This window comes from Bacillus cereus group sp. BceL220 (assembly GCF_051776965.1).
Lineage (GTDB): Bacteria > Bacillota > Bacilli > Bacillales > Bacillaceae_G > Bacillus_A > Bacillus_A cereus.
In genome coordinates, this window is record NZ_JBPWBC010000033.1 from 1 (window position 1) to 14,982 (window position 14,982).

Genomic DNA, 14,982 nt, shown 5'->3' on the forward strand with positions numbered 1-14,982 from the left:
TTGCAAGTTGAAGAGTTAAGGAAAGAAAGGCGCAAAAGAAATGCAAGTAAGTAGAAATAGGTAAAAGAAAGAGCAACCGTGTTGCAAGTTGAAGAGTTAAGGAAAGAAAGGTGCAAAAGAAATATAGTAAGTAGAAATAGGTAAAAGAAAGAGCAGCATGTTGCAAGTTGAAGAGTTAAGGAAATAAATGTAAGGAAAGAAAGGAACAAAAATTTGTAAATATCTGTTACAATAAATTAAATATAATAGTAGTTAAGATTTTTATACTAAGAATTATTTTATTGTGATCCATGGTTTAGGGAGGAAAAGAAAGTGGATAACTTATTACAAATGTTTCGAGATGCATTGCTAATCTCTGAGCCAATTTATAAAACTAACGAGCTAGTATGGAATAAGTGGAATGCATACTTTAAAGATGTTGAAAATAATAATAATAAAGTACTCACATCACCCCATGCTTCTCCATCATTTACTGCATTAGTATCTTGGTTAGAGAAAAAGCAAGAGTCCGGAATTACATTATTACAAATTTATGCGAAAATTGACTCTTATAAAGAAGAAATATATAAAGAAATTGAAGTATTTATAGAAAAAGAATTTCAAAATGTAGTACATACAAATTCTTTAATATTAGAAAATGATCAAAATATAGATAAGCCAAATATAGTGAATCACGAGGATTATTACGAGGTAAATAACTCTGCTGTTTATTATAAATTAAGAGATGGGATTGCAAAGAATCAATTTGAAGAAGATGAAATAAGTAAGGTTTTACAATATCCCATTGAAACGAGGTCTTCTAATGGTGTAGCTCAACTTTCTTCACACAAAGATGAAGATTTAAGACTTACCAATATAGAAGAAGCAGCTCGATGGAATACCCTTGTAGATGACGTAATGAGTAATATGGATGATTTAACGGCAGATTGCTTAGATGCAATCACAATACAGTGGATTAATGAAGCAAAATCTCCAGATGATTTTATTGACTTTTCGTATGAACAAGTTTTAGAGATGTGCAACATTCCAAAAACAGTTGTTAAAAATAAAGAATACTATAGAGCGGAAGATAAAATTAAGATAGCAAAGAGAATTGCAGCTTTAGCAAGCATTTTTATCTATTTAAATGATGAGAATGAAGTCGTTGTATTAAATGACCGTGATGATGATGGGGAACGTTTAGAATTAAAGCGTGAAGTTATCAAAAGATTATTTGTATTAGATTCAGTTGTTTTATGGAGACATAGTGTTACTAACGAATACATGGGCATTGAATCTTGTCGTATTAAGCCGGGTAGCTTTTTAACTAATTATTTGTATGGATCAAATAATACAACAGCCCTATTATCTAAAAAAGCACTTGAATACAATAGTTATAGACACAAATATCATAAAAGGTTAATTCGATACTTAACATGGCAATGGAGAATTAGACAAATGTATTCATCATTGAAAAAGCCATATTCTATAGGTGGGGACAAAGGACTGCTAGCAGTAATGGATATCCCAAAAGATTGGAAGCCTAATCGTATTAGAGAACAGTTAGAAAATGTTCTAATGGATTTAGAAAATGAAAAAGTAATCTCTCATTGGGAGTATAGTGATCCACTGGATGAACAACAAATTGGGAAACGTAATTGGTTTAAAAATTATTACACCAACTTAGGAATAACGATTTTACCACCTGAAGAAATGCTACAGTCAATGGATAGGGTAATAGGAAAGAAGAGTATAGAGGAACCACAAGAGCAATTACCGGAAGTAAAAGTTGTTAAAGAAATAAAGAAGACTGTAGAATCAGTCGAACAAATAGAGAAAAAGATCCGTGACCAAATACTGAAAGTACACAATGAAAAGAAGGTAAGCATTCGTGAAATAGCAGATGAAATTAGTATTTCTCCGTCTACATTATCTAGGTTTTGTAATTATAAAACAAAACGTTTATCTAAAAAAGCATTAGAAAAGCTAACAAAATGGTGTGAAAGGCAAGAAATATTAGAAAAGATGTAACATAGACTAAATATTTCTTTTAATAATAGTCAAAGTAAAATACACATACATTATGTATGTGTATTTTACTTATTATTACTAATAACAGTCTGAATTTTCTTTATTTATGGTGGTTTTGGCGGGCGAAAATCCTACTGGAAAGTCATTATAGTTATGCTGTTTAATCCACTGCAATTAAATTTCTTGTCTTATCGATATGGTTCAGTAACATACGATACTCTTCTTCATACATAGTTATACGTTGTAGAAGAGATTGATTCTCTGTTTCTAAATCTTCAATTTGATTTTGTAACTTTGTCAATTCATTCACATCTTTATAATTTTGTAGAAAGAGAATAATATCATCTAATGTAATAGACAAAGAGTTTTTTTCTTTTTGTGATGGGGAGAGGGGAATGTTGTTTCCCATTTTTCGGTCTTGTTTTGCTTGTTGTATTTCTTCTTGGTATTGTTTTCTCACATATGAATTCCAACGAAATCCACAAGCTGCGGGTGTTCTAGCTAGTAGTTTTGCTACTTCTTTGAATGCAGCTAACTGTGTTCCACCGTTACGAATATTCTGAAGTACTGTTGATGCGAGAAGTAAATCGTTATCATCAGTCCAGGAATCTTGTCTTGAGATTACCACGTTTTAACCCCCCTTATATGTTTTATATTATATATATGCAATTACTCAAAATGATAGAAGTTCAACTTCTCTTGAAATAATTGGGAGTAAGTTGATAGAAGTATGTATGATTTTACATGCAAAATTGCATTTAAGGTTGACTATTTCACAAAGGTGTAACTATAATGGTTACAGTTATGTAACTGAATTAATAAAGTTGTTGGTATGAATTGGTTGTATTAATAATGTATAAACAAATATTAAAGAATGAATGGAGTTGAAAATATAGTCCTACATATAAAACGTTCGTATAAAAAGAAATTAGGCAATATACATTTTTTTATAATTATATATTAATAAAAAGAGGTGCATGTTTTGAAAATTTTTAAGGGAATTCTAGTTTCTTCAATTGCATTAACAGCATTTAATGGGGTAGGCGGACTACTTCCAAGTGAAAAATCAGAAGTTGCCTATGCAGCTACTTACAATTATTCAAATAAGCAATTGAATTCTACTGTACATAAGCAAGTTACTAAACAATTAATTTTGAAATTTAAAAATGAAGCGAATTTACCATATCAGGATGGAATAGAAAAATTCATTAAAGAAGAAAAAAAAGATCCTGAATTAATTGGAATTTTAGCTGAATATCCAAATGTAACTATAAATCGACTTTTTAATTCTTTAAATCCTAAAGAAATTAAAAATCTTGGGAAAGAAATAAAAGATTCCGATCATATTTCTTCTAATTTGCTAAACTATTATATTGTAGAAACTCAAGATGATATTGATGTACAAGCATTACTTACAAAAATTGAAAAATCATCTCTTGTTGAAACGGCGTATTTACAGGAAGAAGAGGCGCCACCAGCAGAGCGTTTGCCAAATTTATCTGTTAATCCATATGATGAGCCTAGACTTACAAGACAAGGTTACCTTGAACCAGCACCATTAGGAATTAATGCACCTTATGCATGGAGCATAAAAGGTGGAGATGGAAAAGGAACTACTTTCGTAGATATGGAGTATGGGTGGTTATTTAGTCATGAGGATTTAGTGAATCAAAAGATTGAATTGATATCTGGACAGAATAAAAGCGAGCACCATGATCATGGTACCTCAGTCTTAGGCATTGTTTCGGCAGAGGATAATAACATAGGTGGAATTGGGATCGCACCGAAAGCTAAGGTAAAGGTTGTATCCCAGATTAGGGATAACGGAAATTATAATACAGCTGATGCTATTTTAAGTGCGGTTAACAATATGCAAGCTGGAGATATTCTTTTACTAGAGGCACAAGCAACTTACGATGGATATGGAGATAAGAACTATTTTCCTGTGGAAGTAAAACCAGACATATTTGATGCAATTCGTATGGGAACAAATAAGGGAATTATTATTATTGAAGCAGGTGCAAACGGCGGAAATGATTTGGATCAATTTAGAGACCGTAATGGTAAACAAGTTTTAAATCGTAATAGTCCTGATTTTAAAGATTCAGGGGCAATTATGGTTGGGGCAGCTTCTGCTAGGGTTCCTCATAAGCGTTCATATTTCTCTAATTATGGTAGTAGAGTGGATGTATATGGATGGGGGAATGCAGTAGATACTACAGATGCTAAACCAAGTGAATTTACAACAAATCTATATACATCTAGTTTTGCTGGAACATCTAGTGCATCGCCTATTATTGCTGGTGCTGCAGCATCAATTCAAGGAATTGCAAAAAATAATCAAGGGAAAGTATATACACCAAGCCAGATTAGGGCTATTTTAAGTGACCCTAGTACTGGAACGAAATCTAACGATCCAATCTCTGATAAAATTGGTGTTTTACCTGACTTAAAGGCCATTTTATCTAAACTTGGTTTTTCACCAAACTTAGGTAATGATTCTTCCATTGTATTTCCTGAGGAACAAGAAATAAATAAAGGAAATAAGGGAAATGAAGGATCTACTATTACATTCCCGCAAGAAGATACCGCTAATAGTGAAGGGGACTCTAGCTTTATTTTCCCAGAATAATAGAAATCCCTTCTATTTAGAATGATGCAAAATAGTTTACTCAATATGAACAAAGGATATGAATTCAATAGAAATATGAATTCATATCCTTTTAATTTTATGCTGTTTTTACTACCTTACAAAAACGTAATGTTAGCGTAATAGAAATGAATTTTGATAGCCAATAGATTAGGATATAATTTTTGTGAAAAAAGATATGAGGTGAATAATATGAAACGAATAGTGTTTATGTGTATTGTTTTTGTTATGTTTACTGTGTTGTTATCGGGGTGTAATTTAAATCGTCTTGGTACAGATACATATTATGTGCAAATTATCAAGGATGGTGAAAAATTAAAAGAGAAAAATGTAAATGGGGATACGACTTACGAATATAAATTACCTGGATTTGATAAGGATGGTAAAGAGAAGGAAATGGAGTTTACAGCGTTAAAAAACCTTCGTAAAGAAGCGTTTTTACGTATGTATTACTCTGAGAAAAAAGGTGTGAAATCTTGGGAAGAAGTTAAAAAGGACGAACTTCCTACAAAGGCAAAAGAAAAATTAAAGGTGGATTAATATATAATTCTTTGTTAGAGCAATATATCCTCAAACTATTAGAATGTATATTGTGAAATAGGCTAAAGTTCTTTAGAGTTGTTAAAGTAAGAGGCTGACAGTTATTGTCAGTCTTTTACTTTTGCAGGAAGAAAATATAAAAGGCATTTAACAGGAAAGTGTTGGATTATTAACAATTATTTAAGATCCAAAGCTACAATATATCTACTCCTGAACTATAATAATTTTAGGTCAGAAATAAGCTTCTAATTTTGTGAGGAGTTAAGTACTAAAAAGGCTTAATTTTGTTTAAGTATTTGTAGTCGTTTAAAGGATTTATGATTGGTTATGATATAATATAGTTCAAGTATACTAAGGGGGATTAATTAGATGATTTTTCAAAGCATGATAACAGCTATTATAGAAAAATTACAAGAGACGGTGAATCCCTATTGGATAATTGTGTTTGGATCAACGGCTGAGAACAGAGAACGAGAAGATAGTGATATTGATATAGCTTATGTAAGTGACACAACATTAGGGAACTATGAACGTTTTTTATTAGCACAGGAGTTAGCTAACATTGTTCATAGAGATGTTGATTTAGTTGATTTATCCGAAGCTTCTACAGTTTTTCAAGCTCAGATTATACATACAGGAAAGACAATATTTTGTTCGGATGAAAAACGTAAGGTTATTTTTGAAATGAAAACCTTAAAAATGTATTCAAAATTGAATGAAGAACGACAGGTAGTATTTGAAGATATAAAGAAAAGAGGTTCTATATATGAAGAATGAGGTTATTTTAAATAAAATTTCTACAATAGAGCGTTGTATAAAAAGAATCCAAGATGTGTATGGAAATGACCCTGAAAATTTAGAGGACTTTACAAAACAAGATTCAATAATATTGAATATACAAAGAGCTTGTGAAGCGAGTATTGATTTAGCAATGCATATTGTTGCGGGAAAAAAATTAGGACTACCACAATCTAGTCGAGAGGCCTTTGATTTATTGGTTACAGCAGGATTGCTTAGCGCTGATCTAGCAAATAAGTTAAAGGCGATGGTTGGATTTCGTAATATTGCTGTTCATGATTATCAAAGTGTAAATTTAGATATTGTTCGTCAAATTATTGAAAAACATTTAACTGATTTTAAACTATTTACAAAAGAAGTAATGGGGATATTGGAATTTTAGGGAAAAGAACAGAATAATAGGGCTGAGAAAGAAAGTAATTTTATGATTCCCAAACCATCTATTGAAACAATCACTTAATTTCGTAAGAAGAAACGCGGTCATAAGATGAATTTGTTTATGTTGTAGTGAGGCTTTGTATAAGATGTGTGTAGATAATAGTAAGAATAATATCTATATACAATTTTATCAACAAATAAGTAAATATTTCCAAAACTAATTTTTATACATATAATGTATACCCAAAACAAAAAAAGTTTCCTTATGGAAACTTTTTTGTTTTGGGTAAATTTATAACGATTAATTAATATTCAGTTTTTGAAAAAAATGATGAATCATGTCAAATCAACTTCATTTACACGAACATGAACGTAGTATAAAAATGAAGCATATCCAAAATAATTAAAGGGGCTGAAAAAATGATTAAAAAACTTATTATTAGTTCTATTGCTTTAGGTGCAACAATAGGAGTGAGCAAACCTACATTTGCTGCTACAATACATTCTCCATCACAGTTTAAAGAAACTCGAAATGTTCATGTGCAATCCCTATATTCTCCATGGCAGTATTTAGGGCAAACTTCAAGGGAACTTCAAATTAAAAGTAAGGATCCAAAAGTACTAGCTTTTGAACTAGCAAAAGAAGCACCATTTTATGAAGAAGAATTAGTAGACATATGTTCTGTAATTTTAGATGCAAATGTAGATGTTGTATATTGGACAAGTAAGGAATGGGTTAGATTTGAAGAAGGAAATTATGAATTTAAACATGAAATTAAAATTTTTAGAGATAAAGAACGTCAGCAATTAATTACTGCACTAGAATCTTAGATCATTTACAAAAAAGAAGCTATCTTTAGTATGCTATTCTCCCCTCATAGTAGATAGGAAAAAGAAAATACATTAACCTATTTATTATGGAGGGGATTTTTCTATGGGGTAAATTAGAATTACTTGCTATACAAAATGAAAGGAAAAGGAAGTGCGTTTATACTTAAAAGAAGATGTAAAACTGTTAAGAAAGAAATAGCCATTTATTCTCCCATTGTAAGACGTTAAATGAAATGATTCGAAACTTTAGGTATTAAAGAACTAGAAGAAGAACGTGGGAAAACAAAAGGGTTATGTTTAGGTAGAATGAAACCTAAAGGTTCGGGTACTAAGACTAAACGATTGGAAGAAGAGGATGGGATGTTAGAAAAATGAAGGAAAGTATGTCGCGAAAGTAAAACTTTTAGGATAATGCATATAACAAAGACTTCTTCATCTATGTTAAGTCCGCAAATATATACAATTTTATAACCATCAAACATTTCAAAAGAAATTAAATAACCTGAGTCCATACAAATATAAACTCAGGTGGCTTAGCTATACTTTGAAAATACTGTTTACCTGACAGGGCCCTCTCTCTGTATTCTTCAAATAAACAAACTGAAACAAGACTATTAGAATTATTAGCGAATTATCCTCTCTTTAATTCTTATATCGTGTCTCTTACCTCTAACAAGTACAAACATAACTCATTAATCTATATTATCTTTAAAATATTTATAAATTTGATGCTATAAAAGCAATAGAATTATGTAATAAGTGAATCAAAAAAACAACCCCAAAAGCAGGCATTGTAACCTGATATTTTTCATTCTTTTTTTTATATACCCAATAAGCATAGTTATATAAAAGACCAATTATCGTTGTACCAACTATATAAGTGATTCCATATCGATGATTTAATCCAAATATAATTGAAGCTATTAAAATGATAAGGTAATCGCGATTTTTAATGTAAGGAATCAAACTTAATAGCCAAAATAAAAATACTTGAAAAACTACTGTTTCATATATAGGTGCCGCTAATACCCCTAATAAAACTTGAAGAATAAGAGGTGCTTCTGTTATTGGGTTTTTTTTTATTTCAGGTAAGAATAGATCTAATGGTAGTACGAATAAAAATGATCCTAATAAAATAAGAAAAACAAAAGAAATTGTAGGCAAAGCAAACATAAATCTATTTATTTTTTTGAGCATATATATTTCTCCTATAATCTTTTATTATATCTATACGAAAAGTAATAAATAATTGAGTCTCTTTTTGTTTGACATGTTTTCGTCTACTATTGATGAAAACCGTTCTGTAATTGAATCCTTGGCTTATATGTAGGTGTAGCGATAAAGTAGGGATATATTAACACTATATTGTTAATATCAAAATATTAAAGAGCTAAGTGAGATATTAAGGTCACACCAATTTTATGATGAATATAATATCAAGCCCGTTAAGGAAATATGCTGTATAGGACAAGCTTGTACTGATTATTTTACTATATGAATATTTAAGTGCATATAGTTTTAGAGGAGTATGTATTTTTGCATTTTTTAATACAAAAGTTTTTTGTTAAAAATTTACTTTCTGCGCTACCTCATATGAATTTAAGACAATTGAAGAGTAAAGGCCAAAAGAGTCTAAGTTTAGATTGTACAGGTAAATATTATAATGTTATAGAAAAATAAGGAAAAAAGTTATAAAATAGGAGATTGAATTAAACTTTCAGATTTTATTGTTCTGCAAGATAAAAATAACTAAAGATGAGGCTCTTAAAAATTCTTATCTTTAGTTAAAACTAACAATATTATAAAAAATCCTCGCTGAAGGTACTGCAACAAATCTAATTTGAAAATCTTTAGGAGATAAATATGGAATTTTAAATATTCTTAGTCGTCTATTAAACATTATAGCAATTATTATAGGCAAACCCTTTAATATCATCGATTTAGAAGAAATCAGTACAAATAGAAAAGGTGAAGTAGTAGAAGTATTGCGTCTTCCTTTAAATAGATTTCCAGGAGTAGCTGGACATATAAAAGATGCGATCGCAAATGAAAAAAATTGGAACGTTTGGTTGAACGATTAGTATGCTATTTTAAAGTTTAAATTAATAGCAGAAAGAAAACCTCTTAATATGTTACTACTTTGTTTTTGTATTGTTGAAAATAAGAAAGGAGAAATCAATGAAAAAATATTGGCATAAGCTATCGTTGCTTCAAAAAAATGTATTACTAACGGTATTAGTAATTCTGACCCTTGTTGGAAGTATGGGAGCGTTAAGTTTTAATATGTTTCAAAATAGTATGATGTCTATATTTGAGAGGCAGTCTTTTGAAACAGGTGATGCAGTATTAAATCAATTAGATTTAGAAATAGTAAGAGATGTAGCAAAAGACCCCACAGCTCAAAGAGTGAAGAAAGAAAAATTGACAGGGCAATTAGATAAATCTATAAAAGATATGAAAAGTGTTGGGCAAACATATGTTACAGGAGCCAAGCTAAATGATAAAGCTGAATTACAAATAGTAGCTTTGGATACACAATTAGCAAATACTGTTTCTGTAAAACCAGGTGAATACTATGAGCAGCCTACTTATTGGATGAAAACATATGATAAAGTAATACAAACAAAACAGGCACAAATGACAGAAGTGTATGAAGATGAATTAGGGTTCTGGGTAACAATTTTAGAGCCAGTTACAGATGAAAATAAAAATATAATTGCAATTGTTGCAGCGGATTTGGAAGCTTCTATTATTCCTCTTACAAAGAAAAACTTTATGATACAAGGTTTACTATTTATTATAATTTCATTAACTATCGCAATTACAATTCAAATATTTATCTCACGAAACTCTCTATCGCCTGTAAAGGATTTACAAGAAGGGTTACGTAAAGTTGGTGAAGGGGATTTAAGTATAAAATTGAATGAAAGATCTGATGATATAGGGATAACTAATATCTATTTTAATAACACTATTAAAAAGTTTAATAGGATTATAGATAAAGTAAGGCAGACTGCTGAACAGGTTTCGACATCTTCACAGGAATTGTCGGTAAGTACAAAAGAGAATAGCATAGCCTTTAAAGAAATTGCAAGTGCTATTACAGGATTAAATTTAGGAGCACATTCTCATGAATATGTAGTGCAAAAATGTTTTGGGATTGTTCAAGAAATGGAAAGTAAGATGAAAGAAATTAAAGGAGCTGCAAAACAAGTTGGCAATGCTGTGGAAGACATGGAACAGCATTCTGTAGAGGGAAAAGATTTGATTAAGCAAATCGTGAATCAAATGAAAAGAATCCAAGATACAGTTCAGGATGTACCTTCTAGTATTTATGCATTCGAAGCACGATCTAAGGAAATTCATGAAATTCTTACTGTAATTACAACCATTTCAAATCAAACAAATTCATTAGCTTTAAATGCTTCTACTGAATCCTCATGTGCTGGAGAGATGGGGGAAGAATTTTCAGGTGTTGCGGACGAGGTACGTATATTAGCGGAAAGAACCGAGGCATCTGCAAGGGATATAGCTAAATTAATTGGTGAAACCCAGGCTGAAGCAGAGAGAGCTGTAAGATCCATACAGAAGAGTTCAAAGGAAGTAGAATTAGGAATATCACTTGTTCAAAGTAGTGGTGCTTTCTTTGAAAAGATTTCAGAATCTGCACAATCTGTTACAAATCAAATTAAAGCGACTTCGAATCATTCAAGTGACATTCTAAAAGATAATCAAACTATTGTTCATTTTATAAATGAATTATCACACATTGCAAATACATATGTGAATAGCAGTAGTAATGTGGAGACAAGTATGAAAGAGCAAGAACTATATGTACAAGAGATTGCAGAGTTAGCAAATTCTTTAAATTGGCTCTCGCAAGAGTTACAGGGGTTAATAGGGGAATTCAAAAGTAAGTAGGATAGTAGAAGGTGTAGGTATAGAGTATGACCTATACCTTTATTTATTTCTATATAAGAGATGAAAGCTTAGGTATATATAATAGCTAAACGAATAATTTTTTGCATATTTTGTTGGAAATAGAGCATGATATTACCAAATTCAACGGAGGTGTTTAAAAAATGCAAATTCGCGAAAATAATAATTCAAACGAAATCTTAATAGCAGCTGCAGCAAGTGCAATTGAACAAATGAAATATGAAATTGCTCTGGAGTTTGGTGTTACACTTGGACCGGATTCAACTGCACGAGCAAATGGTTCAGTAGGTGGAGAAATTACAAAGCGTTTAGTTCGTATGGCGCAAGAGCAGCTATCTGGTCAATATAAAATTCACTAAAACTAAAGGTATATCCCATTGAAGGGATATACCTTTTTAATTTGTTTTTAAAGGGGATCGTTACATTTTTTATTGTTGGCTAAGTTTAGAAACAGTAAATTTAGCTGTAAAATTCATCTTCTTCATGTACGTAGAATTTACACCTGCTTGAAATTGTACAGAAATATTACCGTCTTTTTGTGCCTTGAATACGCGACCATATGGGGAATTAGCATTGAATGTGCCAATTACTTGATTATCCGCATCAAAGACCGTATAAGAAATTGGGAACCCTGAATTTTGCACAAAGACTGTAAGTTCTTCCCCTTTTTTAAGATTAAATGATTCTTTTTGAGACACTTCATAAGAACTCATAGAGTAGTATTTTGTGACTTCTTGAATTTCTAAATTCGTAGTAGCTGCACTCGCTTTTGATGCCTCAGCCCCTGGTAAGTTCATACCTGACAATACTGCAATTCCTAGTGCCCCTGCTAAAATCAATTTTTTCATAATAGTATTTCCTCCTTTAATATATTGTGAGATTTGAAACGAAAGTGAAAATCTCAATCCCTGAAACCATTATAGTTACAATGAGAATTATTTTCAATAGAAACTGGTATGTAATTCTGCATACACAAAGTAGCGATATAAGGTAATTTACTCAAGTTTTAAAGTCTTCTTAACAGAAGGGGAAATTTAAAAAATCATGAATGATATTGTAACTGAACTTTATATCTTTTGAGACTATTCCGTGTGCATCAAGTGAATATATTGTTAATTTTATCTGTATTCATTTTTATTATGAAACACTTTAAGGTTGATAAAGTTTTATCGTGTGGAATTATTAAACAAAAATGGTGAATTATATGTTATGATAAAGAGGCAATAAAGTACATCATCCTGACTTTATTGTGTATGTTTAGCCTATGTATGTCGTTTGTATTAAAAATAAGAAGTCTCTTTTTAAGAGACTTCTTATTTTTTGTATGGAGGGGGTATTACAGATGATGGATTACTACCAAATATTTTTAATTACGATGGCAGGTATTGCCTTGTTTTTTTATATACAACATGCTGGAAAACCAACGAAAAAAAACAAATGGAAATTTTTAATTATAGTATTTTTATTTTACCTTTTGAATTATTTTTTTCTTAAATTTTTATAGATAAATGTAGAGGGGACACGTTTATCATTCTAAAATATAATGAAAGGAAGGTGTAATCCTTCCTTTCATTATCCAGTATGTCCGTGCGAATATTTAATAATATTTACAGTACTTTGAGTGCCTGTTGAAGGACTTGATCCAAAAGTTACTGTAACGACAATTAAGATACCAAGTAAGCTAACCGCTAATTTTTTCATTTTAATGCTCCTTTTTTAAAGTTTTTTTCATTGGCTTTACTAGCTTTATAAAAGTAATAGCTAGCTTTTAGATGATTATCTTCTTTGTAAAATTGGACTGCTAACTTTTCGGTATATTCATTTATATACTCATATAGTTCTTCTCGTTCAAAATAAGAAATTCCTTCTAAAACAGCTTTTTCTAAATCATTAGCACAACTATGTAGATTTATTTTTTCTAAAATATTAAAGTGATGAATATAACCTTCAATTCCCAATTGAGTAGAGAGTTGGAGGCCCTTATTTATTAATTCTTGAGCAATTTCATGTTCTCCTAATTTATAATGCTCTCTAGCTTCAATGAATACAGCTTTATAATCGCTAGGTAGTTTCTGATTAACTTCAGATAAATATCGTAATGCTACCTCGGATAAATTTTGTGTAGCATACATAAATCCTAGATTGTGGCGAACAATCAAAATATTGTATTCTAAATTTTCTTTTTGGAATGTATCCATAGCCGAGATAAAATGTTCCTCAGCTAATTCCCATTCCTTTAAATGAGTGCATGCTAATCCATATAAGTTATTACAAAAGGCAACTTTTAATTCATATCCAGGATGCTTTGAAAATATATCTTTTGCCTTCATTACATGATTAATACATAAAATTGATCTATGTGTATGACAATAGAAAATGGCTAACTCATAATGGAATTCAGCATGTTCAATCTCATCAGGTATGGTTTCTAACAAGTATTCGGCTTTATCGTAATGTATTTTTGCAAGGCTATGATTGCCGGTAACATTGGAATGAATGGCTTTAAAGAAGTGATAATAGTATGAAAGGAAATCGTCTGTAGGAGTTTTATAAGCATCACTTTGTTTAAAACTATCTTTAGAAATACTTAAGCTATCAATTAAATATTGATGTCTAAAATCTATTAGTGAGTAGTATAATAATATCGTTTGATTTTCTTCTATATCATGGATTTTATTTTCAATTTCTTGTTTAAGTAATTGAGCGGCGTCTACATGCCTAGCCCTAATTTCTTGATACCATTCATTTAATAAATGAGTTATTTGCTCGTTCCCCTGTATATGAACATTCATTGTTCAATTTCATCCTCTCCAAAGATATTATTCAGCAATTAGTATCATATCAGAAATTTCCTCTATCAAAATCTATTTAATAGCATTTATCAATATAAGACGTAATATTCTGTCGATTTATATTTGTTGAGATTCAAGTAGCATGTATTATTGTAATTTGTATAACAATAACCTCTTTTTTCAATTTAAAGATTTGATCAAAATATATTTTCTTAACAGGAGGAAAGGGAACCATACCTAAGTAATTATGTATAGGGATAATAGGAAAATAGAAATAAATAATAACGGGGAATTTGAAATGTTAGAGTTAAAAGAAAAGCAAGAGAGAAAAGAGATTTTGGAAGAAGATAAGATGTTTAATATCTTGTATTATGTGAATACAGATGAGTTAAATATGATTTCTGATTTTAAAGAATTAAAAGAGGGTTGTATTCGTATAGCAACAAACTTATATGGTGAAAATTCATCTGAAGTACAAGCTGTCCAACAAGCTTTTAAAGCAGCTTATATTTAATATCTTAATAGGGTGTAGCTTATTATTCGCTATTAATAAATGGATAATAATATTTTGACATTAGAAAAGGGAACGCTTATAGAGTGTTTCCTTTTCTAATGTAATTGACTTTATTTTTTAGATCTCACATAACCAGCTGCTTGAGCATCAGTTTCTGAACAGAACCAAACAATATTGTCTTTTGTAGAATCATAATATTGTCCACCAGGAACATGGTATTTTTTCGAATTGGCATTTCCTTTAATTTGTCCTTTACAAGTGGTATTGGCTTCTTTGTCATCACTAGGATCATTTTGGAAAGGTTTTCGATTAGAACCGTTATGATTACCACTAGATGAGGAAACAACAGCATTACTTTTTTGTGAAGCTTCTTCCTGGGCCTTACGGTTAGCTTCTTCCTGAGCTTTACGTTGAGTCTCTTCTTGAGCTTTACGGTTAGCTTCTTCCTGAGCTTTACGGTTAGCTTCTTCCTGAGCTTTACGGTTAGCTTCTTCCTGAGCTTTACGGTTAGCTTCTTCCTGAGCTTTACG

At 30.7% G+C, this 14,982-nt stretch carries 15 protein-coding genes; 9 read left to right on the forward strand and 6 right to left on the reverse strand.

The annotated features are described in order from the left end of the window. Window positions 1-312: 312 nt before the first annotated feature. Window positions 313-2,010, forward strand: a complete 1,698-nt coding sequence (locus tag ACS2FK_RS29995) for a helix-turn-helix domain-containing protein (protein WP_063549669.1) — start codon at window positions 313-315, stop codon at window positions 2,008-2,010. A 160-nt stretch (window positions 2,011-2,170) separates the two neighbouring features. Here the strand turns inward: ACS2FK_RS29995 and ACS2FK_RS30000 are convergent, their stop codons facing one another. Next, on the reverse strand, window positions 2,171-2,638 hold the full coding sequence (locus tag ACS2FK_RS30000) for an RsfA family transcriptional regulator (protein WP_063549671.1): 468 nt from the start codon (window positions 2,636-2,638) through the stop codon (window positions 2,171-2,173). A gap of 354 nt (window positions 2,639-2,992) precedes the next feature. Here ACS2FK_RS30000 and ACS2FK_RS30005 point away from each other — a divergent pair, with 354 nt between their 5' ends. From ACS2FK_RS30005 to ACS2FK_RS30025, 5 genes are all read left to right on the forward strand, one after another. After that, the gene (locus tag ACS2FK_RS30005) at window positions 2,993-4,642 is read left to right on the forward strand and encodes a S8 family peptidase (protein ID WP_063549673.1); all 1,650 of its coding nucleotides are present in this window, start codon (window positions 2,993-2,995) and stop codon (window positions 4,640-4,642) included. A 210-nt stretch (window positions 4,643-4,852) separates the two neighbouring features. Continuing rightward, complete coding sequence (locus ACS2FK_RS30010) at window positions 4,853-5,200, forward strand: YxeA family protein (RefSeq protein ID WP_043939138.1); 348 nt, start codon at window positions 4,853-4,855, stop codon at window positions 5,198-5,200. Window positions 5,201-5,569: 369 nt separating this feature from the next. Next, on the forward strand, window positions 5,570-5,977 hold the full coding sequence (mntA, locus tag ACS2FK_RS30015) for a type VII toxin-antitoxin system MntA family adenylyltransferase antitoxin (protein ID WP_000577227.1): 408 nt from the start codon (window positions 5,570-5,572) through the stop codon (window positions 5,975-5,977). After that, the gene (gene hepT / locus ACS2FK_RS30020; RefSeq protein WP_000787540.1) at window positions 5,967-6,380 is read left to right on the forward strand and encodes a type VII toxin-antitoxin system HepT family RNase toxin; all 414 of its coding nucleotides are present in this window, start codon (window positions 5,967-5,969) and stop codon (window positions 6,378-6,380) included. Before mntA ends, hepT begins: the two co-directional genes overlap by 11 nt. Before the next feature lie 416 nt (window positions 6,381-6,796). Beyond that, a complete protein-coding gene (locus ACS2FK_RS30025) occupies window positions 6,797-7,207 on the forward strand; it encodes a hypothetical protein (protein ID WP_063549675.1) in 411 nt (136 codons plus the stop codon). A 717-nt stretch (window positions 7,208-7,924) separates the two neighbouring features. On the opposite strand, the gene ACS2FK_RS30030 is transcribed toward ACS2FK_RS30025, so the two are convergent. Beyond that, complete coding sequence (locus ACS2FK_RS30030) at window positions 7,925-8,404, reverse strand: CPBP family intramembrane glutamic endopeptidase (RefSeq protein WP_063549677.1); 480 nt, start codon at window positions 8,402-8,404, stop codon at window positions 7,925-7,927. Window positions 8,405-9,385: 981 nt separating this feature from the next. Between ACS2FK_RS30030 and ACS2FK_RS30035 the strand changes: the two genes are divergently transcribed. Next, on the forward strand, window positions 9,386-11,128 hold the full coding sequence (locus ACS2FK_RS30035) for a methyl-accepting chemotaxis protein (protein ID WP_063549679.1): 1,743 nt from the start codon (window positions 9,386-9,388) through the stop codon (window positions 11,126-11,128). A gap of 161 nt (window positions 11,129-11,289) precedes the next feature. Continuing rightward, on the forward strand, window positions 11,290-11,505 hold the full coding sequence (locus ACS2FK_RS30040) for an alpha/beta-type small acid-soluble spore protein (protein WP_001167046.1): 216 nt from the start codon (window positions 11,290-11,292) through the stop codon (window positions 11,503-11,505). 69 nt (window positions 11,506-11,574) lie between these two features. Here the strand turns inward: ACS2FK_RS30040 and ACS2FK_RS30045 are convergent, their stop codons facing one another. From ACS2FK_RS30045 to ACS2FK_RS30055, 3 genes are all read right to left on the reverse strand, one after another. After that, on the reverse strand, window positions 11,575-11,994 hold the full coding sequence (locus tag ACS2FK_RS30045) for a hypothetical protein (RefSeq protein WP_063549681.1): 420 nt from the start codon (window positions 11,992-11,994) through the stop codon (window positions 11,575-11,577). 724 nt (window positions 11,995-12,718) lie between these two features. Continuing rightward, the gene (locus ACS2FK_RS30050; protein WP_000732003.1) at window positions 12,719-12,847 is read right to left on the reverse strand and encodes a hypothetical protein; all 129 of its coding nucleotides are present in this window, start codon (window positions 12,845-12,847) and stop codon (window positions 12,719-12,721) included. Further along, the gene (locus ACS2FK_RS30055; protein WP_063549683.1) at window positions 12,844-13,938 is read right to left on the reverse strand and encodes a Rap family tetratricopeptide repeat protein; all 1,095 of its coding nucleotides are present in this window, start codon (window positions 13,936-13,938) and stop codon (window positions 12,844-12,846) included. Before ACS2FK_RS30055 ends, ACS2FK_RS30050 begins: the two co-directional genes overlap by 4 nt. A 298-nt stretch (window positions 13,939-14,236) precedes the next feature. Here ACS2FK_RS30055 and ACS2FK_RS30060 point away from each other — a divergent pair, with 298 nt between their 5' ends. After that, a complete protein-coding gene (locus ACS2FK_RS30060) occupies window positions 14,237-14,452 on the forward strand; it encodes a M4 family metallopeptidase (protein WP_063550070.1) in 216 nt (71 codons plus the stop codon). Between the two features lie 110 nt (window positions 14,453-14,562). Here the strand turns inward: ACS2FK_RS30060 and ACS2FK_RS30065 are convergent. After that, window positions 14,563-14,982 (reverse strand): sunset domain-containing protein (locus tag ACS2FK_RS30065; protein ID WP_438899963.1); only part of this gene is annotated, 420 nt, incomplete at its 5' end.